This is a genomic window from Bariatricus sp. SGI.154, from assembly GCF_050313795.1.
Taxonomy (GTDB): domain Bacteria; phylum Bacillota; class Clostridia; order Lachnospirales; family Lachnospiraceae; genus CAMBRQ01.
In genome coordinates this window covers 66,403-90,451 of sequence record NZ_JBNPMC010000004.1, presented here as the reverse complement: position 1 = coordinate 90,451, position 24,049 = coordinate 66,403, and the positions used below count along the sequence as shown (strand labels likewise).

The window sequence follows — 24,049 nt, the reverse complement described above, 5'->3', positions numbered from 1 at the left end:
CTGCCAGAAAGAGAGTTCCCTTTTCTATTGCACATATTCTCTTCCTACTTCACGATTCCAACCAGATCAGAAATATCTTCAACATGATACTTCTTCATATAGTCTTCAATCCCCTGTACAATCTCCATCGTCACTGCCGGATTATGGAAGTTAGCCGTTCCTACAGATACCGCGCTTGCTCCTGCCAGAATCATCTCGATTGCATCCTCCGCATTCGAGATACCGCCCATGCCAATGACCGGTACTTTTACCGCGTTCGCCACCTGATATACCATACGCACGGCAATTGGATGTACCGCAGGTCCCGACACACCGCCTGTCCGATTCGCCAGAGCGAATGTTCTTCTATGAATATCAATCTTCATACCCGTAAGCGTATTGATCAGAGATACTGCATCTGCACCTCCAGCCTCTACTGCCTTTGCCATCTCAGCAATATCCGTTACATTCGGACTTAACTTCATGATCACCGGCTGCTTTGCATACTTCTTAACAGCCTTCGTAATGTCCTCGGCCGCCTTGGGATTCTGCCCAAAAGCAATTCCACCCTCTTTTACATTCGGGCAAGAGATGTTGATCTCCAGCATATCTACATCTTCATTCGCAAGTCTTTCCACAACCTCACAGTAGTCTTCGGTTGATTTCCCACAGACATTGACAATAATCTTCGTATCATACTGCCTGAGAAATGGGATATCCCGTTCACAGAACAGATCGATTCCCGGATTCTGAAGACCGATAGCATTCATCATGCCGCCATAGGTTTCTGCTACTCTTGGTGTCGGATTGCCAGACCAAGGAATATTAGCAACTCCTTTTGTTGTCACCGCGCCTAAACGACCAAGATCCACAAAATCTGCGAACTCAGCACCAGAGCCAAATGTCCCGGACGCAACCGTCACCGGATTCTTCCATTCTACGCCTGCAATATTCACTTTCATGTTCATTAGATCTCCACCTCCGTAGATAAGAATACCGGACCATCTTTGCAGATTCTCTTATTATGCACGTTGCTGTGATGGTCAATCTCTTTTGACTTGCACACACAAGCAAGACAGGCGCCAATCCCGCAAGCCATTCTCTCCTCCAGAGAAATATAGCATTCCATTCCATTTTCCTCTGCATATTGCTTAATTGCCCGCAGCATTGGTGTCGGTCCACAGGCATAGATGATCTCCGCATCCAGTCCATTTTCACGGATTGCATCCATGACATTTCCTTTCGTACCTATGCTTCCATCTTCTGTAGAGATATAGAGTTCACCGTTCTGTTCAAATTCTTCTTTCAGGAATGTATCTGCGCCTCGATATCCAACTACAATCTGCTTCTTCTCACATTCCAACTGCTTCGCCAGTTCCAAAATCGGCGGGACACCGATGCCGCCCCCCATTAAGAACGCTTTCTTTCCCGTCGCCTTCTCAATCGGGAAACCATTGCCCAAAGGTCCGATCACCGGAATGGCATCTCCTGCTTTCAATCGCGAGAACTGCTCTGTTCCAGTCTTCTCACCAGTGACCCGATATACCATACGAAGCCGCCCTTGTTCCCGATCTATCTCACAGATACTGATTGGTCGTGGAAGCAGTTTGCTTCCATCATTCGTGTACATAGATATGAATTGTCCCGGCTTCGCACTGAATGCCGCTTCGGTCTGAAGCCACATGCTGAAGATTCCATCCGCAAGCTGCGTCTGTGATACTACAACCGCAGCCTCTTTCTTTCTCTCTGCCATGTTTTTCTCCTGCTTTCTTTTTCTTATATATGTCGATTTTCTCATAGTATACTATACATATTTCTTACACATTAGACGATTATCTACTCTCTAATGCTCCTTTGATATCAGCCACCATATCTTCCACAGCCGCTCTGGATGCATCGCCAAATGCCTCTGCGCCATACCGTGCATACTTCTCCTGCTTATATGCTGCAATAATTCCACGAGAAGAATTCACGATCGCTCCCAGACCATCTTCATTGAAGAAATGTACCAGATCCTTACCTTTTCCGCCTTGTGCGCCATAGCCTGGCACAAGAATATAAGATTTCGGCATAACCTTACGAAGGATCTTGCCCTGTTCCGGATAGGTAGCGCCTACTACCGCTCCTACGTAACTATATTCATCTCCCATAACCTCAGCACCCCAAGATGCTACTTTTTCACCTACCAATTCATAAAGCGGCTTTCCATCAATTAACTGATCCTGGAATTCTCCGCTGGATGGATTGGATGTCTTAACCAGAATGAATACACCTTTCTTCTCTTCTCTACATACATCCAGGAACGGATTTACCCCGTCCGAGCCAAGATATGGATTCACTGTTACAAAATCTTCGTCAAACGGAACATAAGTCTTACTTCCCACCTGAACTTTTCCCAAATGTCCTACTGCATATGCCGCTGAAGTGGAGCCGATATCTCCACGCTTAATATCGCCGATTACAACCAGACCTTTCTCCTTGCAGTAATCAACCGTCTTCTTAAATGCCATAAGTCCCGGAATTCCAAACTGCTCATACATAGCAACCTGAGGCTTTACTGCCGGAATCAGATCATAAGTCTTATCTACAATCTCTTTATTGAACTGCCAGATTGCCTCTGCCGCACCTTCCAGAGTCTCGCCGTACTCCGTATATGCTTTCTTCTGCACATGCTCCGGCACATAATTCAGCATAGGGTCCAAACCTACTACGATTGGCGCACCTGTTTTCTTAATATTCGCTACTAATTGATTAATCATACTTAATCTCCTCCCGCATCTACATCATCTTTTTCTTATCTTCATCCACCGATCTGCCTCATATCTCCTTCTGGTCAGCACTTGTGGAGTAATTCTGTACTCATTTCTTCAAAAATCATCTTTCATATACTACTTTGCCGTCTACAAGTGTATATGTAACCTCTCCCGTCACTTCATATCCATCAAATGGCGTATTCTTTCCTTTGGACGCAAAAGTATTCTTATCAATCTTATAAGTCTTCTTAGGGTCAAATATGGTAATATCCGCAATCTTTCCTTCGGATACAGAACCTTTCTCCGTAAGTCCCAGAATCTTTGCCGGATTATAACTCATCTTCTTCGCCATATCCATCACGCTTAACAGACCTGTCTTCACCAGTGAAGTATAGGTCAGAGCAGCGGACGTCTCAAGCCCGACGATACCGAATGCTGCCTGTGCCATGGATTTATTCTTCTCCTCTGCGGCATGAGGTGCATGATCGGTCGAAATTACATCCATGATGCCATCCTTCAAGCTCTGGCGCAGCGCCTCTACATCCGCCCTGCTTCTAAGTGGCGGGTTCATCTTATAATTGCCGTCATCTTCCCGAATGTCATCTGCACTCAGGATAAAATGATGCGGGCACACTTCTCCGGTAACCGGAAGTCCTTCTTCTTTCGCCAGACGTACCATCTCCACGCTGTCCGCAGTCGAACAATGACACAGATGCAGCCTTACACCGGTTTCCTTCGCCAGCAGGATATCCCTTGCCACAATCACATCTTCCACAGAATTCGTGATACCCTTTAACCCAAGACGCTTCGCATTCTCATCCGCATTCATCACGCCGCCCTCTACCATCGTAATATCTTCACAGTGAGCGAATACGGAGATTCCATTCTCCTTTGCAAGTCTCATTCCTTTACGATAAAGGGATGCATTCATAACCGACTTGCCATCCTCGCTGATCGCATGGCACCCTGCTTCTGCCATGCCGGCAATATCCGCCAGTTCCTGACCAGCCTGTCCCTTCGTCACCGCACCAATCTGGATTACATGGGTCAGCGATTCCTTCTTCGCTCTTTCATGGACCTTTGCCACCTTCTCCTTATCATCTGTCACAGGCTTCGTATTCGGCATTGCACATACGGTTGTCACACCGCCTCTGACAGCAGCATTCCCCCCTGTCTCAAGGGTCTCTTTATATTCCAGTCCAGGATCTCTAAAGTGTACATGAAGATCAATGAATCCCGGCATAACATAACAGCCCTTCGCATCAATTACCCGGTCTGCCGTCTCCTCGATAGTTTCTGCTACCTGCTTAATTCTGTCCTCTTCAATCAGCACATCATAACATCCGTCTTTTTCAGTAAGCGGATCAATCACATGCCCATTCTGAATTAAAATTGTCATATACAGTTATCCTTTCCATCATTCATATCAAAAATATATCCTGCATTGTATTTTATCATATGAGTTGACAAAAGGGAATGCCGTTTTGACATTCCCTTTAGGATTATAATTGCTCTTTTAAAATTTCTACCGCTTTTTCTAACTGATTATCCGCTTCCGGATCATTCTCATTCTTCTCATACTCTACTTCTACATCCGGAGTAATTCCCGTACCATTAATATTCCTTCCATTCGGGGTAAAATACTCTGCAATAGTCAGTTTTACACAAGTTCCATCTTTCAGATCAAAGATCTGCTGCACCACGCCTTTTCCATAAGACTGCGTTCCGACAATCTTGCCGATTCCATAATCCTGGATGGCTCCCGCATAGATCTCCGAAGCACTGGCACTATTTCCATTCATCAGCACTGTCATCGGCTGGTCAAACTGATGCTCCTCATCAGATGTTGCTTCCTGTTTATTGCCATCTTTATCCTCCGTATAGACAATCAGCCCCTCCGGAAGCATCAGATCCAATATATCACACACCGTACTAAGGCTTCCTCCTGGATTATTACGCAGGTCTACAATCAATCCTCTCATGCCCTGGCCCTTAAGTTCCTCCAATGCCTCTTGATACTGATCATAAGTTACAGTATCAAACTCCGTAACCGAGAGATAACCGATACCATCCTCCAGCATCCGGTATTCTACCGTCTTAGCCTGGATCGTATCCCTGGTAACGGTTGCTGTAATCTCTTCATTATCATCACCTCGAAGTACAGTCAGTTCAACCGTCGTTCCTTTCTCTCCCTTTATATGAGACACTACTTCTGACAGATCTTCACCCGTCACTTCCATATCCTCCACTTTATAGAGAATATCATTATCCTGAATTCCCGCCTTCATAGCTGGAGAATCCTCATAGATCTGTACCAGCGTAATAACCCCGGTATCCATATTCTGACTCAACACGGCACCAATCCCGTCATACTCGCCCTCAGTGCTTTCAAACAGAGTCTTAGTCTCCTCTTCGTCATAATATACAGAATACGGATCATCCAAACCACTGATGAAGCCCTTGTAGATGCCTTCTTCTAATTTATCTTCATCTACCTCGCCAAGATAGTTCTCGTCAATCAATTCTTTCAGTTCGGATATTTTTTCCCTTGTATCGCCAGTAACGGACTGCTTATCCCCGCCGCTGCTTTTTACCTTCAATCCGCAGGATACAAGCCCTGCCACTAATAATATAGCAAGGGCGCCACAAAGCGCCCCCGTAAGAAAACTCTTTTTATTGCTCATCTATTTCTATCCTTATATCTACAGATAATTACGAGGATTCACCGGAGTTCCATTCAGCATTACCTGAAAATGAAGATGCGGTCCGGTTGAATTACCCGTTGTTCCTACCGTACCAATGTTCTGACCTTTGCTGACCGCCTGACCCGCTCTCACATACATGGTATTACAATGCATGTAGTATGTTTGTAGCCCATTGCCGTGGTTAATTACAATCAGATTGCCTGCCTTACCACTATAACTTGCAGAAGTCACAGTACCGCTCGTTGCTGCATAGATCGGCGTTCCCGTAGCCGCTGCGAAGTCCATCCCTTTGTGATTCGTGCTGGCACCCGGAAGTGGCTGCGCCCGCCATCCGAATTCACTGGAGATATAGGAGTAGCCCGGACATGGATGAGTAAACATACCATTACCTGTTACTACAGATGCTCCTGCATTCGGACTATATCCACTTTCCTTCTCCTGCTGCTTACGCTGTGCTGCCTCTGCTGCCGCCTGCAGTTCCTTCAGTTTATCCTGCGTCTCGCTCAGATCGCTGCTGATCTTCTCAATCTCAGCATCCTTGCTGTCCAACAGTTCAGTTACACTGTCCTGCTTGGCAATCAGATCATTCTGCATCACTTCCAGTTCATCATATTCCGCCTTCAGAACCGCTTCCTGATCTTCAACCTCTTTCACAACCTTCTGGAACTCTGCCAGCATGTTTCTGTCATATTCAGAGATGGTCGTAATATATTCCGCATTATTCAGAAAATCACCAATGTTCTTGGATTCACACAGAATCTCTATAAACTGCACGTTTCCATTCTCATACATATATTTGATTCTCTTCTTCATGCTCTCGTACTGATCATTCTCATCAACTTTGGCTTGAATCAGTTCTTCTTCTTTTACACTAATCTCAGTTTCTTTCGCCTCAATCTTCGTCTTAGCCTCTTCCATCTCACCAACAATGGAGTTCAACTGATTCTCCAAAGATTCTTTTTCTTTCTCCGCAGCCTCTTTCTTCTTCTTCAGTTCATCAGCCTGCTTCTGCGTATTGCTAATCTCCGAAGCATTCACCTGCATAGCCAGCCCAAGGCATAACGTCAATACCAGGAGAAAACTTATGAATCTCTTTCTTCCTATCATATGTACCCTCCACATATATTATACCTTCAAGTGCTTGCGGATCGTAAAGAAACTTCCTACAAAACCAATTCCTACACCCAGTGCGATTCCTACTGGAAGCAATGTCCTGTATACATCTACTACCGGAAGGAAGTCTACAATATTATTCAGCAGGCTGAATCTTGTCATAATATATGAAACAGCCTTATCATACATAAAATACAGCATAACAAGCGGAATTACCGCTCCTACCGCCCCAATAATCAGACCTTCGATCACGAAAGGCGCACGGACGAATCCATCCTTCGCACCTATGTACTTCATAATCGCAATCTCTTCACGCCTTACCGTAATACCCATTGTAACCGTATTACTGATCAGGAATACAGATACTGCCAACAGGATCGCAATAATCGCAACAGATACATATCCTACCAGTTTGTTCACACTCGTTAATGTCTTTGCAACCACATCTGACTTATTGACCTTTCGGACCCCATCTAAACCTTCTGCAAATGCCACAACATCCTTCTGTTTTGATACGTCTGCCATGTATACTTCATAGTTATCTGAGTTCGCCAGCGGATTGTCACTCTTAAAACCTTCAGCAAGATCACCAGACTCACCAAAATATTCATCCTTGAATGTATCCCATGCTTCATCTGCACTGACATAATTGACTTCCAGCACGCCATCTGCCTTCTCGAGCTGTTTGCCGATCTTATCCTTCTCGGCCTGTGTCGTCTCTTCATCAAAGAATACGGTAATTGCTACGCCTTCCTCTGCCTTTTCCACAATATAGTTAAAATTCACTACGATGGAATAGAACAGACCGAACAGGAAGATACATGCTGCCATCGTCGCAATAGATGCAACGGAAAACATTTTATTTCTTCCTATGTTCTTTACCCCTTGTTTCATCGAATATCCAAATGTACTAATTCTCATTATTATACCCACCTTTTTTCTCGTCGCTTACAATGACTCCCTTTTTCATTGTAATAACTCGCTTCTTCATCTCGTTTACAATCTCCTGGTTATGTGTAACAACCAGTACGGTTGTTCCTCTGTCATTCGCCTCTTCCAACAGTTTCATAATCTCCCATGAATTCGTCGGATCCAGGTTACCGGTAGGCTCATCTGCCAGCAGAATCGCCGGCTCATTTACAATCGCCCGGGCAATGGCAACACGCTGTTGCTCACCACCTGAGAGTTCCTTCGGATATGACTTATATTTCTGTGCCAAACCAACCAGCGACAATGCCGCCGGTACTTTTCTTTTAATCACACGAGTTGGTTTCTCCGTAACCCGCAGTGCAAATGCAATATTGTCATAAATATTTCTATCTTTTAACAGACGGAAATCCTGGAACACAACTCCGATTCCTCTTCTGTACATCGGAATCTTCCTGTGTCTCATCCTAGTCAGTTCCTGTCCATTCACAACGATCGATCCGGATGTAGGCTCCAATTCCTTCATAATCAACTTAATCAAAGTCGACTTTCCTGATCCACTGTCCCCTACGATGAATACAAACTCTCCCTGCTCAACCGTCAGGTTAATACCATTCAGAGCTGCAACCCCTTTAGAGTACTCTTTCGTTACTTCTTTTAATTCAATCATAATTTCCTCCTGATTATTAATACTCCAGTGACTCCATATACTTCATATACTTCACAACCATAAGTGCGATCTTAAAAGTAATGGCATCTTCGAACACACGCAGATCCAGCCCTGTACTCTTCTGTAATTTGTCGAGCCGGTATACCAGTGTATTACGATGAATATATAATTGTCTAGATGTCTCTGATACGTTCAGATTATTCTCAAAGAATTTGTTAATCGTAGTCAACGTCTCCTCATCGAAATCATCCGGCGATTTCCCCTCAAAAATCTCACGTATGAACATCTTACACAATGGAATCGGAAGCTGATAGATCAAGCGCCCAATTCCCAAAGCACTATACGCAATCACATTCCTTTCGCTAAAGAAGATCTTGCCGACATCCAATGCCAGTTTTGCCTCTTTGTATGATTTTGACACTTCTTTGATGTCATTGACTATGGTTCCATATGCAATCAGAACCTCCTCTTCTCCATCCTCTTTCAGAAGAGTATACAGATTCTGCGCTGTCTTCTCCAGTTCCATATGTCCGTCACCTGGCTCCAGTTCTTTGACAACAATGATATTCTTCTCATCAACCGCCGTCACAAAATCCTTCGCCCTGTTGCCTAACAGATTGCGCACATTATCAAGGGCATTGCTGTCCTTCTCGTGCTTCGTCTCAATAATAAAGATAACACGTCTTACCTCTGTGTCAATATGTAATTTTTTGGCACGATTATAAATATCTACTAAAAGCAGGTTATCAAGCAGCAGATTTTTAATAAAATTATCCTTATCAAAACGCTCTTTATAAGCAATCAGAAGATTCTGAATCTGGAATGCTGCAATCTTTCCCACCATATACACATCATCACTGCCGCCATTGGCAAGAAGTATATATTCCAATTGATGCTCATCGAAGATCTTAAAGAACTGATACCCCTGCACCACCTGACTATCTGCCGGTGAATCAACAAAGGATACTACTTCGTCTTCATAGTTCTCCTGCTCTGAAAATGTGCTGGCAAGGGATTTGCCATCCGTGTCCATTACACAGAAATCGATACGTGTAATCCCTTTCAATCCTTCAATTGTATTTTGAAGTATTTGATTAGATATCATATTCTATCTCCTCCACTCATTTCAATATGCATTTTTCACAACAAATTAGTTACAAGAATGTTAAAAATGTATATCGTTAGTCTCTATATTAATATATATAGACAAAAAAATAAAGAGGAAATCACATATTTTTGTTGATTTCCTCAAGATTTTATGAATTTATTAAGATATTATCCATGTACATAGTGACGAAAAGTTATCTGCACTTTCTTTTCTCTATCTCTTTCTTAAAAATGCGCTTAACAACAAACTGTGTAAACCGCCCTTGTCCGATTCCTGCCTTTCGAATCGGTACATTCTCTTTGCCAAGACCTACCCATAACCGAACATCCAGAAGACTCTTATTCTTTACAATAAACTCTTCCTGCAGCGGAGCAGCAAGCGCTGCCAGTATACAGTCTACTTCGCCACCGTTAATCGCATTCACCAGCATATCATCCGCCCTGTTCTGCGCCGAGACCTTCGCCATTCCGATAATCTGCAATCCTCCATAATGACGCTGCAAATACTCATAGAACTCCTGCCCTTCTTCTTCGGACTCTACCAGAAGATAGATTCTCTTATGGTTCTTATGCAGATATCTCATGAACATCTTAAGAAAAACACGTCCTTCTGTCTCTTGCAGATACTTGCGGTCCGTAATATCCGCCGCTTCAAGTATCGTCTTATCTCCCGCCAGAACCAGGTCAAAATTACGGACATCTTCTTTCAACTGCAGCATATTATCCATCTGCATCAGCCCATCTACCGTTGCCATCTCTATAATATTCACCGGCTCCGTTCCCATGTATTCCACGGTCTTCTTCATCGCTTCCTTAGCCGAACAGTTATCTATATCTATATCTAAAACATTAATCTTATTGCTCATATCTCCACCTGCAATTCGTTATTACCAGTTTTTCGATTATAGCAAATGGATATCCTATTTTCAACCTTTATCGCCAAATGTTCACACTAATTAATATTCTTAATATTTCTGTTACTTTTTATTCCGTTCTTTTATTCCGTTCTTTTATTCTGTTGTTTTTCTGTCCAGTTCTTTTTTCTTCTTTGTCATCAATCCTCCGATTCGTCCGGTTTCTTTAGAAGAAAGAGATTTCCACCCCTCCTGCATCACCTTGTCAAGAAGACCTAGTTCTTCGGCTATCTCGTATTTCAATTTTTCTTCCTGGGTTAGTTCATCTAATTTGATAGGCTTGTTCTTTTTTGCTGACATGTGTATACCCCTTTCATTTTTCTAGTAAGTATTGACAGGTTTTGAAAAGGATATACAAAAGCGGGGAATGTGGCATCCACCTCCGCCACATTCCCCCTATTTTAATACCTCCTTGGTCCCTCCGGCATAATAATCGCCGCCAGAATATACACAAAAATTCCGGTTCCCGTAAATCCAAATATTGCAACCACTAATCTGATAATCGTCGGATCTACATTAAAATATTCTGCAACTCCTCCACATACTCCACATATCATACGATCTTCTCTTGAACGATATAATCTCTTCGGTTCCATCTAATCTTCCTCCTTAAATTAATGTTCTTCACTATGATGGCTGGTTTTATCAAAATCAATCGTGACAGAACCAACACCACACTCAATGTTAATCTCTTTCTGCGCCTGATTATCAATCGTCTTATCTGCTCCAAGTCCGGAATAACTGCTGTCGCCGCAGATTACTTCCCCAACGCCGCATTCAATATCATAGTTATAATCCTCTTCACAACCAACTGCTGTGTAAGTGATGCTTCCTATTCCGCATTCCATATCAATCTCTTGCGCAACCACCCCTCCAGCAGTAATGGTTCCTGCACCACATTCGAGATTAGCCTCTTTTGCATCAAAATCATCTATAATCGCTTCTCCGGCATCCACATTAACCGACAGACTATTTGCACATATCTCCTCAACAAACAGAGTTCCCGCTGCCAGATCCAACGATACCTCCTCAAACTGCATCTGACGTGGAATATACACATTAATGCTTCCTACTCCCACATTATTCATATGAAATAGTTTTTTCTTAGTCGTAAGTTTTAATTCATCACCATCCATGTAACATTTAAAACCTAGATCCTCACTGATTCCCTCTGTCTCTACTACAATCTCATTATCACTAGAGGAAAAGAAATTCACTTCTCCTGCAAATATCTCCACGTCAATCTCCCGTACATCGGTATAGGTCTGGCGGATATCTTCCGCAAGATATTTGCCGCTGTCTCTGGTCTCACCTCTTACCCATCCGATTCCATTCGAGAAACGTCCATGAAGCATATCTGTCGTAACTCCCATTCCCCATGCAGCCGCACAACATGCCAGCCCGACAATCACCACAGCACCACATACGATCCAGAATATTTTCCATCCTCGTCTCATCTATGCCACCGCCCTTCTCTGAAATGGCCAGCGGCAGATCCATACGATTCCTCTGCAAATCCCCGGGAATACTACGATGCAAAGTTTTACACTTGCCACTGTAGCAATCACTCCGATCACCGTCAGAATCAACCCCGTTCCTATCAATGCCAGCCCAACCGCTATCTCAGGAATCAGACTTACCAGACCCGATATGAATACACATACACCGGCAAATACGACTGCAACTGAAGCAATTACCAATGAGACAAACAATACGGCGGCCACCATGATCATGCCAAATACTACTGCTGCAATCCCCAGCAGAATCGGAAGTACAATTGGAGACGCTACGATTATAAGAATCACAATCAGAGCAACTTTTAATGTCTTATTCGATTTTGGCTGTTCTCCGTCGCTCGCATATCCATGCCCCTGATACTCTCCATTCTGATAGCCGCCATCCCGATAACCGCCTCCCCGATAACCACTTTTCTGATAGCCACTTTCCTGACCACTACTCTCCTGGCTTCTGCGTTCCTGGCTTTCACTTCTGTAGGCACTTCTGTCTGCTGGCATATCCTTCTTTTCAAATCTCGTATCTGTATAGCCGTTCTCGGTATACTCACCTTGTTCTTCTTGATTTGCGAGATCTGCCTTAATAGTTGCCGCAACTTTCTTAGGACTGCCTAATTCCAAGATCACCTGTTGTTCATTCTCTTCTCCTGCATCATCAAAGTAGTCATTATAATACTGCATCGCTTCCACACGTTCTTCTACCGGCACATCCTGCAGTAATGCCGCTAATTCTGTCATAAATTCTATGCGATTCATGCAGATACACCTCCCTCAAACAATTCATTAATCTTCATAGAATAACTCTTCCACTCTGCCTGGTATAGATTCAACTGCGCCATCCCCTTCTCCGTCACCTTATAGTAACGCCGGTTCCGTCCGTCAAATTGTCTGTCATATACTTCCAGACATTCATCCTTTTGCAGTCTTCGCAGCACAGGATACAATGTGGATTCAGACACTTCAATGGTTCTTCTTACATCTTGAGTGATCTTATATCCATAAGTTCCTTCTCTCTCCCTGGACACAACCGCCAACACGATAGCATCAAGAAGGGCTGCTCCGGTGTTAAATACCATATTCTCACCCCTTTGCTCGGAATCTAATCATATTTTCAAGAACAATATTATTCTGATTTACAATATTGTTTTTATACATATATTATATTTTGTATAATATAGTTTGTCAACACATATTATATTAATATTCTATTTATATTTTATGATATTACTATGATGCAAAAAAGAACAGTTCGCAAGTTTTTCAACTATACAAACTGTTCCCTTTCTTCAGAAGTTCTCGAAACTCTCCAATCAGCATAGCACTCTATATAGCATTACGCTGATTTTTCAACTCTTCTACTAATCCCCGAATCTCCTCAACATCTTTCTCCACTTCATCTGCAATTGCTTCCAACGTCTTTCCCTTCTCCAGTTTCTTTGCAATCTGTTCTTTTAACAGTTCCTCCCTGCCTTCTTCTCTTCCTTCTTCGCGTTCATAATACTTTTCTTCCCATGCCTGCATATATCTGATTCCAACCTCCTCACTGGTCTTCACCTTACATACACGATCATGTATCCGACGAATCCTCTCGCTTCCCGACTTCTCCGCAACTTCATCCGTAGTATTTTCCAGATAATGCAGGAATTCTATCAATTCTTCCGATACCTCGTTATCATTCTTCCCCTTAGTATTCAGGAATATCCTGGTCACCTTGTCTTCCAAAAGGCATTCCGGCACCTCATTGCACCTTGCCTCAAACGTATACTGGTATTTTCCGTATCCAAACAGGTCAAACGTCATGATCATGATAATATAGACCGTCTTCAACAGGTTGTAATCAGGGATTCCCGGCTCCAAAAAACCAGTATCAATCAAACCCTGGTAATACCTGCTCCGTTTCGCAAGATCATACTTCTTCGTATCCTGCATCTCCGTATTATAAACCGTATCATCTTCATCCATTGAAAATACATCCATTCTGATCGAACGTGCCAGCGGTGATACACGCACTTCTTTCTCCGTCTCATTATGGGATAATAATGGAATCTCTTTTCCAAAAATGATACTAAGCGCATCCTGATGTATCTGCGGATCTTCCTTCACTTCATCAAACAGGAAACGGTTTGTAAGGTTCAGTACCTTTAATGGTATTCTGTTTTGTGGTTTGCTCATTGTTATTCTCCTTTATCTTATCATAATTTACAGCAACTTAACAGGACAAAAACAAGAACTTGCAATCATAGGCATCCCTCCTAACATCTTGTAATACATTCAAACACTGAGATTAATCGACGAAACGTCCTGATGTTTAGAAATCTTAGAATGTTTGGATTATGAGAACAGGATAACATGGATGAGGGATATCTTCAATGGGAATTTAGTTCTTTAAGAGTTGTTTGAGAGTGTACGGCATAGAGGGGAGATTGGGTGGTTCAGTATCGGCTCCAGTCGCCTACAATCCGTAGACTCAAAATAGATCTAAAATCGGGAACCGAATGTAATCACCGGACAAATCTGAAGATTTCTCCGGCTCAGACATTCTTGAATTCTGTGCTAGTGGCACAGAATTCATCCTGATTTTAGATCTATTTTTCATTAACGGCTTGTACGGCTCTTCTACGACACTGAACCACCCAATCTCCCCTCTATGCCTGACATTCTCCGTGTGTAACTCTTAATGAACGGAGAGGATTCCTGACGGAGCGTGCGTGGAACGTTTTGGATAGATAACAGGGTGTGTACGTGGAGAAGCACTTTATGGAAGATAGCAGAGTGGGCGTGTAAAGAGAGCAGGGAGAGTGCGGTGATTCTATTCTCTTTTACATACCTCGTTCGCATGAAAATGTTCGACGGTATGTAATATAGGGCGATCAGAAGTGTATTTCCATGTATTTTTACATGCCTTATCACAATAAACTTGTCCTGCAGTATGTAATATGGTGCAAATTGCAGGTTAATCTACGCATTTATGCATACCTTGCCCAAAAAGAAGTGTTCTGCGGTATGTAATGACCAAGAAGAAAACTTCTGTATACTTCATGAATATAAATCCGTTCCACACGCATCCTCCGCCAGGAATCCTCCCGGTGGAGAAAACTCTGAGATTCCGAAAATGTCAGGAGAAGCAGAAGCGGATGGCTGGCTCTGGGACCGTTAAGCAAGTTTTACAAGGCGTTAGCGTGAGAATCCCCGTAAATTGGCATGAGTCTTTGACTTCACGTCAAAGGCGAAAGAGTACTCTGACTGCGAAATCATCAAGATTTCGGAGTCTGTGTACTCGGTTGCCAATTTACGGGGATTCTCACGCTTACACCTTGTTAACGAAACGCCCCGGTCTCAGAGCCAGCCATCCGCTTCTGCTTCACCGTACGCTTTCCAAAAATCTACTTTTCTCCGCTAAATTCCCATATATACCAGCAAACACTGCACCACCAATATCCCCGGTATCCCCAAACAGAACCTCCAATGTTTCGTCTTATGCCTGAACACATACATCCCGATCCACGCTCCGAGACTTCCGCCAAGTACCGCCACCAGGAACAGCCGCCGTTCCGGAATCCTCCATTCTCCGCGCACAGCCTTACGTTTATCCAGACCAAACATCATGAATCCCAATAGATTCATTCCCACAATATAAACAAGAAATATCGGCTCCAATATCATATATGAATCTCCTTCTTGATTGTAAAGGAATAGATGATCTTCTCCTTAACCTTCTTCTGTGTCATCTGTTCCAGCGCTTTTGCATAGTAATCTAACTGTGCATGGTACTTATCTGCCAGTTCTTCTGCATGGTATATCTTATCGGTCTTATAATCCAACACCACAAGCCCATCCTCTTCTTCAAAGTAGGCATCAATAATTCCCTGCACAAGAATTAATTCGCCTTCTTGTTCTTCCGGATAGATCTCTCGTGCATCAACGCCTAGTACAAAGGGCTGTTCTTTAAAGAGTTTTTGATTTCTTGCTGCCGTTTTCATGCGCTGCGCCACAGAAGTATCCAGGAATTCCTGCACATCTTCAAGGTGGATACAGTCTGCCATATCCTGCCCCATCTTCCCACTCTCCACGAATAACCGCAATTTCGCTTCTATTTCTTCTACATTATATTCTTTAGAAAAGTCCAGCAATTCCATCAATCGATGATATGCCGTACCTCTGGAAGCTCCGGTCAGTTCTTCCTCTTCCTGCAGAAAGCGCGGTATCAACGGGACAACGTCCGGCTCTTCGTAGAGCAGTTCTCCATTTTCTTCTATTTCCTCACCAAGAAATTCCTGCAGATAGACTCGTTTCTTTAATTCAGATACCGTGAATTTCAATTTTTGCTGTCGGCTCTGTACATAAGGATAACGATAGCCAAACTGCTCTTTTAACACTTTATGCATCTCAGGCTCATAGATCACATCCGTATTCCAATGCTCTAACAATGCTTTGCTCATCTTATCTGTCACTTCTTCCTCTACCTCTTCCCGCACGATATCTTCTACCGTAAGCGTGCGAAGAACCATCGGAATCTGCGCACTTAATCTTACAAGTGCCGGCAGCATCCAATCCCAGTACGTGACTGCCTTACTAAGTCTTCCAAATGTCAGTGCTTCTTCTTTTTGCCCCTTCACCATCTCATAGAGCGGCATTTTCTTCTCCAGATTCGCTATGGTTCCGGTGATAATGAGTTTCTCTTTTGCACGGGTGAACGCAACATATAGTACACGCAATTCTTCTCCAAGGCTGTCGAGCGCCTCTTCTTTCTGTATGATCTTCTTTATAATACTTGGGCTTTTCGTTCTATTTTCTATATCAATAGCATCCAATCCTACTCCCATCTTCGCATGAAGAACCACACTGCTTCTCACATCCTGCATGTTAAATCTCTTACCCATTCCTGCCACAAATACAATCGGGAATTCTAATCCTTTGCTCTTATGAATCGTCATCACCCGCACGGTATCCGACTGTTCATCTTCAATACTTGCCTCGCCATAATCTACATCATATTTCTGCAACTGCTCAATATAACGCACGAAATGGAACAAGCCTTTGTAACTGGTTGACTCAAAGGCTCTCGCTTTCTCCACCAGCATCTGAAGATTCGCCTTTCTCTGCTCTCCTCCCGGCATGGCAGACACATAGTCTTCATACCCTGTCTCTTCCAGAATCTTCCACAGCAGTTCATGCATCGGCGTATAAGGTACGATCCTGCGAAATGCATCCAACTGCCCCAGACACACCTCGAGTTTCTCCCGAATCAACGATTCGCTTCCTTCCAGCCGATATTTGCTGACTGCCTGATAGAACGGCATCTCCCTATATTCGCTTTTAATACTGGCTAATTCCTCTTCCGTAATATTGCCAAATGGGGAAGACAATACTGCTGCCAACGGGATATCCTGTCTTCGATTATCAAGCACGCGCAGATAATCCAACAGCACGCCGATCTCCTGCGTTGCAAAATACCCTTCCCGTGTGCCGGCATACGTCGGAATTCCTTCCCGGTTCAGCACTTCTGTAAATACATCTGCGAATCCTTTGATACTCCGGGTCAGAATCACAATATCAGAATACCGCGCAGGACGAAACTCACCCGTCTTCTTATCCACAACCTTCTGATACTCAAGAAGTTCCCTGATTCGTCCGGCAATCGCCCGCGCCTCTAATTCCCGCTCTGTAATCTGCTTGTTTTCGGAACCTTTTATCTGACTGCCGCCCTCTTCTTGACCATCGTCTTTCTTCTGATTAATATTTTTCTCAATATCAACAGCCTCTTCCCACTCATCCAGATTACTGTCAATCACCAGCACTTCTGTCTCCAGATTCTCCCCATCCTTATAGTCAGCCCCTACATACAGCGCTGCCTGGTCATCATAGGTAATCCCTCCAAGATCCGGTGTCATAATCTGGCGGAAGATATAATTCACACTCTCAAGCACCTCTCGCCTGCTTCGGAAGTTCTTATGCAGATCAATCCTCTGCATCTGTCCATCTTCCGTATCATACGTGTTGAATTTCTCCATGAAAAGTTCCGGTCTTGACAGACGGAACCGATAGATACTCTGCTTTACATCCCCCACCATGAATATGTTATAGCGCCCGGATGATACCGTTGATATGCTGGTAAGAATTGCTTCCTGAATCAGATTACTGTCCTGATATTCGTCAATCATAATCTCCAGAAACTGCTGCTGATATTCCCTTGCAACAGCAGACGGCACGAACCCGTCTTCCGTCTTCTCCGTCAGAATCCGAAGTGCATACTGCTCCATATCTGAAAAATCAATCATATTCTGACTGCGCTTCTTCTCTTCGAATCTGCCAGAAAAGGCGCGGACCAGATCTGCCAGTTCCTCCATGGCAGGACGGCATAACTGCATATCTTCCAGAATCCCTTTCGCATCCTGGTAAAAATACTGTTTCACAAGATCCTTAACGATTCCTTTCACTTCCTCACGGATTGCTTTTACTCTTGCAATCTTTTCCTCAGATACCGTCTTATCCCTGTTCGCCGCAAGTCTAACCCAGGATATATCCGCCACCGTTTCCGCCATCTGTTCAAATGTATCGCATGCTATCAATTTTTCTATAACTTTCTGGTCATTTAGAAGCGTCATCTCATAAGCCGTCGGTCCATCCCCATCCTGACAGATCTCAAGTCCCTGATTCAGAAGCATCTGCGCTTCTTTCAGGTATTTCTTCGTATTCTCTATAGCAAGACGAATGTATTCGCTCTCTTCCAATTCCTGTAGATTTTCTATCTGATAGGCTTCTACACATTGCCTGATCCACTCTTCCGGATTCGGATAACTTCTCGAGAATTCATAGATCTTGAGAATCAGTTCCTCGATCTTCTTATCATTCCTTCCACTTCCATATGCCAGAGTAAAGCCCAGGAAACGCTGTTCACCCTGCTGATATCTTTCCTCCAGCACCTCGCCGATCACATCCTGACGCATTAACTTTAGTTCGCCTTCCTCGCCAATCCGAAACCCAGGATCAATATCAATTGCATGAAAATGATCCCGGATCACCGACAGGCAAAAACTATGAATCGTCGTAATCTGGGCATTGTGTATCAGTGTCGCCTGCTGTTTCAGATGCTCGTTGTCCGGGCATTCCTCTAACTTCTTTTCTATCGCATTACGGATACGCTCTTTCATCTCTGCCGCCGCTGCCTCTGTAAATGTTACGATCAGCAGACGGTCTACATCGACAGATTCTGCGTCTGCGGTCAACATGGTAATAATCCGCTCTACCAGAACGGCGGTCTTCCCAGAGCCTGCTGCCGCCGAAACCAGAATATTCCGATTTCTCAGATCGATGACTTTCTTCTGCTCTTCGGTCCATGTAACTCCCATGATCTACGCATCTCCTTCCATTCTACTTATCATCCTCACACTTATCATCCTCACACTTTGCCTTCTCCGCCTCTGCCTTCATTGCAGCCAGCGCCTCTTCTTTGCTCATCTTCCCGATATCTCGATAATGGTAGCCTGGAATCTTAACATCGAATCCACACACATGCCGATACTGGCAATAATCGCATCCCGTCTCCTGTCCTCTCCGATAAGGCACCGTTTCTGTGTTCCCTTCCAGAATCTTTCGATGGGCTTCTTCTACCTTTCTTGCAGCGTGCAGCATCATCGTCTGAAATTCCTCCACTGATACTGCTTTGGAACTCTTGGCAAGGCTTCCATTCTTATTGAATTTCACAGGAACCACCAAGGATTCACCGGCTTGATGATGATCCAAATGCGAAAGCACCTCACCACTTAAATTAATCATTCCATCCGGCTTCAATTCTTTCAAAACTGCTGTCTCTACATTCGTTTCTTCCTGCTTCTCTACGATAGGGTCCTGAATCCGATAGTAAAAGATTCCCGCCGGAACCACTTCCTGCCCCGGATGTTTTCTCTCCTCCGAACGTACAGCAGCATCCATATACACCATCAACTGTAATTGCAGACCATGATACAGCGAAACCACATCGAATGCTTTACTTCCCGTCTTATAATCGACAACCTTCACATAGACTTTGTCCCCGTCTTCACAAGTATCGATCCGGTCAATCTTACCATTCGCGAACCGAAACTCATAGGCAGACGGACGGAAGTCGCCGGCTTCCAGCTGCTTCGTCAGTGCCCATACCGTATGTTCCAGCATCCGCTTCATTCGTACGATCATATACTCATCACGCGCAGAACTATATAAAACAGAATTCCCATAATCTGTAATTGCTTCCTCCACGCTCTCTTCCATATATTCCTTACGCTTCTCATCCGATATCTGCACCCAGTCACAGCCCTCTTTTTCTAATCTCTTTGAATACTTTTCCAAAGCACTGTGACATACATTTCCCAGATCAACTGCCTGGAATTCATACTGCTGCCGTTCTTTAAGATTCAATCCATAGGTCAGGAAATGTGCGAATGCACAGGCAGAGAATCTCTCCATCCTGGTAATGCTCGTTTCAAAATGATCACCGTATAACCGTCTTGCAACCGTTTCCGACAGTCCATCCGTAGGACGCTGATAGTATCCGGCTCTCATCAGGCTTTCTACTTTTTCCTGCCATTTCTCACTTCTTTTATACCATGTATACAATTCTCGCCAGACATCATCCATACCGGTCTTAGAATCCCGAAATCCACGAATCAGATCCTCTATTCCTATCTTCTCCGTCAGTTCACGTTCTTTTAAGGATTTCTCTTCCTCATCCCGGACACCAAGGCATGGATATAATCTACGAAGTTCCTGGATCAGATAAGATGGACGTACGCTCTTTCCATCTGACGACACCTTACTATAATAGACCTCCAGTCTTTCCGAAGGCTTGGTCAGATTCATATAGAGGTAGAATTTCTGAATATATGCCTTCTCCTTTCCTCCCGGTGCCAATGCCAGTTTCTCCTTCTGAAAACGATCTCGGTCACGCTCTGACAACAGCCCCGTTCGAAGCAGAGAACCCGGCAGATACGTATCATTGGCTCCCAGGAAGAACAGCGCTTTGATATCCTTAAGCCTGGTACGCTCTACATCTCCTGCTACTACCTGATCTACACTTGGTGGAATCACTCCCACCCTGGCTTCTTCCAGACCTGCATCCAGGAGTTTACAATATTCATTCAGACTAACCGGCTCATCTCCCAGAAGTTCGACGAATTTGTCGAATAACTCCACAACAATCCGATACACCTGGGCATATTCTTTCGCCAGCGCCAATTCTCCGGCTGCCTGGAATTCCTCTTCCTGCTGTTTCAGCCGCACCTGAAGATTCTCACGAACCATGAATTCATATACTGCAAGGGTAATGTCCTTAACCGTCTTCTGACGCTGCCTCAGCACATACATCAGTGGATCCACCTTCTCCACCATTGTAACCCGGTAATGATTCATCCGTTCCAGGTCTTCCTCCTTCATTCCTGTCAGACGGCGCATCCATCTTTCCTGCCATTTCTTATAGCCCTTGATTCCAAGACCGAGGATATAATTCTCCAGTTCATCCACCTCTTCATAAGTGAAGCCAGCCAGATTCGTACGCAAGAAGCGGAACACACTCTCATAAGTAAAATTCTGCTCTGCCATATTCAGAAGGCTTCGGATATATTCTACAAATGAATTCAGCAATATGCTCCTCTTGTGATCCATGAATACCGGGATATCATAGAGAGTAAATGCCTGCTCCAGATAATCTCCATATACATCCATGTTGCTTGCAATCACACCAATATCCCGGTAGCGATAACCTTCCTTCCGCACCAGTGCCCTTATCTCTCCCACTAACGCAAACGCCTCTTCCCTCGGATTCCTTGCCACATGGATGCCAATTGCATCCTGCTCTTTGCCAAAAGTACCTGCATCATATCGGAACAGATTCCGTTCAAGGAATGCCAGCGCATCCTTACTCCGGAACCGGTATGCCGGCTTATCATACAGGCATACTGGTTCCTCTATCTCCACCTTCGCTTCCCTTGCCAACTGAATTAGCGTGGTCACCATATGCTTACTTAAGGCAAATAGTTGATACGGATGGCGGTACACATAAGGATTCTCTCTGTCATCCATAGTTACCGTTATCATGACCTTGCGGCAATGAACCATAAGTTCCATCAGAAGTCGGTTCTGCACCGGAGTGAATCCCGTGAAGCCATCCAGCACAACGGTACTGTTTTTCAACAGTTCAGACTGCCGGATGACTCTGCTTAAGGCATCCAGCAGTTCTTCTTTTGTAATATATCTCTTCTCCAGATACTCCGTAAAACCATGATACAGAATCTGGATATCTTTTAATTTATAATAGAGTTTGGACTGCTCTCCTGCCGTCTCCATTACCCGCTCAAGTTCTTCTTCTCCGATATCATACTGGGTGAATTCCGAGATGACTGATTTTACCTCACCGATATACCCAAGTTTCTTGATATTCCCCCGAAGTACGGTCAGATCCTCTTCATAATCACCTGCAATCTTGCGCAGAATCAGATTCTTCCCCTCATCATCTAGTACAGGCAGGGTCTCTCCGCCTGTTTCTTCGAACACGCGATAAGCAAGACGTCCAAAACTAAGAACATCGATATTCATAATGCCATGGCGAGGATGCATCGTGACAAGATCCTTTTGAGTCTGCATCGTAAACTGCTCCGGCACAAGGACAATATAGTTCTGCTCTGGATGAACCATAGATTCATCTATCACATGCTTGTAAAGATAGTATGATTTTCCCGAACCTGAAGGTCCGAATATAAATTGTAAAGGCACAGGTCTTCCCTCCTTATGTCCAGTATAGCATATAGTTAAATCATCATAACAAATGACTGACTGCCCGTTTTGACAATTATAGTTCAGTATAACATAAAATCGTGGAAGTGACCAATGAATGTATTGCCAAGCAGATGCAACGTCAAGAAGAGGCATATCCCACGCAAATAGTGCAACGTTCCGGTGAAAGTTCACCTTAATTATTTGCTTAGGGACATGCCTCTTCTTGGCACTGCTGTTTGCTGGCAAAGGATAGGCAGATTATGGAACTACTAACTTTACCAAGGATTATGTGTTATAGTGATTTTTTTAGATAATAGCGGGTATGACCTTTGGGGCAGCCTTCTAGAATTCCAAATACTTCATACCCTAATTTTTCGTAGAATTCTTTTGCCTGAAAGTCGAAGGTGTCCAGGTGGATCAGGGTTGCCTGGTTTAATCTGGCATCTGCTTCTACGTCCTGCAGTAATGTTCTGCCCAGACCGTTTCCACGGCTTTCTTCGGATACCCATAGGCTGTCTACATATACGCAGTTCCAGCAATACATCTTAGCGATGATGCCTCCGATGATCTTGCCCTCCTCATTCACAGCCTTTCTGCTTAGATCCAGGAGGAGTTCTTCCTGTTCGGATGGCACCTTGGTCAGATTATATGCGACTAAATTATCCACAATATATGTTTTATCCTCTTCGCTGCAAGATTGCACATGGTACATTATAAACTCCTCAATTTTTCTGCGAACTCATTACTCAGCGTAATCTTCGCTACATAGAATACATCTCCGGTCATATATATATTCCAGTCATCTTCGATTTCCACCTGAAGATCTCCGCCCGGCATATGCACGATTACTTTATTGTTCGTCATTCCAAGTTTGTATGCTACGCCTGCTGCCGCGCATGCACCGGTTCCGGATGCCAATGTATAGCCTGCGCCTCTTTCATAGATCTCGATTGCGACATGCTCTTTATCGATTACTTTCATAATCTGTGTATTCACACGATTCGGGAAATATCTTGCCATCTCTGCATAATCACCGATCTTACATACCAGAGGCTTGGAGATCTCACGCATTGGAATTACACAGTGCGGATTACCAATTGAGACACAAGTCACCGGATACAGGGTTCTTCCGAATACCATATCTTCGTTAATAACCTCTCTGCTATCTCCTGTTACCGGAATATCATCACTCCTGAAAGATAATTTACCCATAGATACACGGAGGCGGCTGCCGTCCTCATTGAGGAAGGTTACTTCTGCCGGTCCATTTCCTGTATATAATTTAAAATGTTTCTTCTGCACGTAACTTGCATCTTTCAGATATTTCGCAAAGATGCGGACACCATTACCGCTGGTCTCAGACTCGCTTCCGTCCGGATTCCATACCTTCACATACATACCATCCTCTTTCAGGATTGGTCCTTCCAGCACTCCATCTGATCCAAGTCCTGCATTACGGTCGCAGATCATCTTTACATTCTCTGATGTTAATTCCAATTCATTTTTATTCGGGTCAAACACAACATAATCATTCCCCAGCCCGTGATAACGCTCCAATACAACCTTCATAGCATACCTCCATATACGAATCATCTTACTTACATAATAACAGGCATTA

The 24,049-nt window shown here is 44.0% G+C and carries 21 protein-coding genes; all 21 read right to left on the bottom strand.

Annotated features, from left to right (window positions below; translation table 11 throughout):
* Positions 1-44: 44 nt before the first annotated feature.
* The 21 genes from ACQRBN_RS03800 to dapF all read right to left on the bottom strand — a co-directional run bounded on the left by ACQRBN_RS03800 (position 45) and on the right by dapF (position 24,000).
* Positions 45-947: a dihydroorotate dehydrogenase gene (locus tag ACQRBN_RS03800; RefSeq protein WP_427737644.1), complete on the bottom strand. Its 903-nt coding sequence runs from the start codon at positions 945-947 to the stop codon at positions 45-47.
* Positions 947-1,732, bottom strand: a complete 786-nt coding sequence (locus tag ACQRBN_RS03795) for a dihydroorotate dehydrogenase electron transfer subunit (protein WP_427737643.1) — start codon at positions 1,730-1,732, stop codon at positions 947-949. Before ACQRBN_RS03795 ends, ACQRBN_RS03800 begins: the two co-directional genes overlap by 1 nt.
* Before the next feature lie 79 nt (positions 1,733-1,811).
* Complete coding sequence (gene pyrF, locus ACQRBN_RS03790) at positions 1,812-2,738, bottom strand: orotidine-5'-phosphate decarboxylase (protein WP_427737642.1); 927 nt, start codon at positions 2,736-2,738, stop codon at positions 1,812-1,814.
* Between the two features lie 115 nt (positions 2,739-2,853).
* Positions 2,854-4,131, bottom strand: coding sequence for a dihydroorotase (locus tag ACQRBN_RS03785; protein ID WP_427737641.1), 1,278 nt, complete (start codon positions 4,129-4,131; stop codon positions 2,854-2,856).
* Between the two features lie 103 nt (positions 4,132-4,234).
* Complete coding sequence (locus tag ACQRBN_RS03780) at positions 4,235-5,416, bottom strand: S41 family peptidase (RefSeq protein WP_427737639.1); 1,182 nt, start codon at positions 5,414-5,416, stop codon at positions 4,235-4,237.
* 18 nt (positions 5,417-5,434) lie between these two features.
* Positions 5,435-6,544: a murein hydrolase activator EnvC family protein gene (locus ACQRBN_RS03775; RefSeq protein WP_427737638.1), complete on the bottom strand. Its 1,110-nt coding sequence runs from the start codon at positions 6,542-6,544 to the stop codon at positions 5,435-5,437.
* Between the two features lie 18 nt (positions 6,545-6,562).
* Complete coding sequence (ftsX, locus tag ACQRBN_RS03770) at positions 6,563-7,471, bottom strand: permease-like cell division protein FtsX (RefSeq protein ID WP_427737637.1); 909 nt, start codon at positions 7,469-7,471, stop codon at positions 6,563-6,565.
* Positions 7,461-8,147, bottom strand: a complete 687-nt coding sequence (ftsE, locus tag ACQRBN_RS03765; protein WP_427737636.1) for a cell division ATP-binding protein FtsE — start codon at positions 8,145-8,147, stop codon at positions 7,461-7,463. Before ftsE ends, ftsX begins: the two co-directional genes overlap by 11 nt.
* Positions 8,148-8,163: 16 nt before the next feature.
* A complete protein-coding gene (locus ACQRBN_RS03760; RefSeq protein WP_427737635.1) occupies positions 8,164-9,252 on the bottom strand; it encodes a PucR family transcriptional regulator in 1,089 nt (362 codons plus the stop codon).
* 196 nt (positions 9,253-9,448) lie between these two features.
* The gene (locus ACQRBN_RS03755; protein WP_427737634.1) at positions 9,449-10,120 is read right to left on the bottom strand and encodes a WecB/TagA/CpsF family glycosyltransferase; all 672 of its coding nucleotides are present in this window, start codon (positions 10,118-10,120) and stop codon (positions 9,449-9,451) included.
* Between the two features lie 144 nt (positions 10,121-10,264).
* Positions 10,265-10,468: a small, acid-soluble spore protein, alpha/beta type gene (locus ACQRBN_RS03750; protein WP_427737633.1), complete on the bottom strand. Its 204-nt coding sequence runs from the start codon at positions 10,466-10,468 to the stop codon at positions 10,265-10,267.
* 101 nt (positions 10,469-10,569) lie between these two features.
* Positions 10,570-10,764, bottom strand: coding sequence for a PspC domain-containing protein (locus ACQRBN_RS03745; RefSeq protein ID WP_427737632.1), 195 nt, complete (start codon positions 10,762-10,764; stop codon positions 10,570-10,572).
* An 18-nt stretch (positions 10,765-10,782) separates the two neighbouring features.
* Positions 10,783-11,625 carry a DUF4097 family beta strand repeat-containing protein gene (locus ACQRBN_RS03740; RefSeq protein ID WP_427737631.1) on the bottom strand — a complete coding sequence of 281 codons (843 nt, stop codon included), beginning with the start codon at positions 11,623-11,625 and terminating at the stop codon, positions 10,783-10,785.
* The gene (locus ACQRBN_RS03735) at positions 11,626-12,438 is read right to left on the bottom strand and encodes a DUF1700 domain-containing protein (RefSeq protein ID WP_427737630.1); all 813 of its coding nucleotides are present in this window, start codon (positions 12,436-12,438) and stop codon (positions 11,626-11,628) included.
* Positions 12,435-12,758, bottom strand: a complete 324-nt coding sequence (locus tag ACQRBN_RS03730; protein ID WP_427737629.1) for a PadR family transcriptional regulator — start codon at positions 12,756-12,758, stop codon at positions 12,435-12,437. Before ACQRBN_RS03730 ends, ACQRBN_RS03735 begins: the two co-directional genes overlap by 4 nt.
* A 247-nt stretch (positions 12,759-13,005) precedes the next feature.
* A complete protein-coding gene (locus ACQRBN_RS03725; RefSeq protein WP_427737628.1) occupies positions 13,006-13,854 on the bottom strand; it encodes an Rpn family recombination-promoting nuclease/putative transposase in 849 nt (282 codons plus the stop codon).
* Positions 13,855-15,078: 1,224 nt separating this feature from the next.
* Positions 15,079-15,345 carry a DUF1294 domain-containing protein gene (locus ACQRBN_RS03720; RefSeq protein WP_427737627.1) on the bottom strand — a complete coding sequence of 89 codons (267 nt, stop codon included), beginning with the start codon at positions 15,343-15,345 and terminating at the stop codon, positions 15,079-15,081.
* Positions 15,342-19,031, bottom strand: coding sequence for a helicase-exonuclease AddAB subunit AddA (gene addA, locus ACQRBN_RS03715; RefSeq protein WP_427737626.1), 3,690 nt, complete (start codon positions 19,029-19,031; stop codon positions 15,342-15,344). Before addA ends, ACQRBN_RS03720 begins: the two co-directional genes overlap by 4 nt.
* Positions 19,032-19,053: 22 nt before the next feature.
* Positions 19,054-22,428, bottom strand: coding sequence for a PD-(D/E)XK nuclease family protein (locus ACQRBN_RS03710; protein ID WP_427737624.1), 3,375 nt, complete (start codon positions 22,426-22,428; stop codon positions 19,054-19,056).
* A 295-nt stretch (positions 22,429-22,723) separates the two neighbouring features.
* Entirely contained in the window at positions 22,724-23,143 is a 420-nt protein-coding gene (locus ACQRBN_RS03705; RefSeq protein ID WP_427737623.1) for a GNAT family N-acetyltransferase, read from the bottom strand.
* Positions 23,143-24,000, bottom strand: a complete 858-nt coding sequence (dapF, locus tag ACQRBN_RS03700) for a diaminopimelate epimerase (protein WP_427737622.1) — start codon at positions 23,998-24,000, stop codon at positions 23,143-23,145. Before dapF ends, ACQRBN_RS03705 begins: the two co-directional genes overlap by 1 nt.
* Positions 24,001-24,049: the final 49 nt, after the last annotated feature.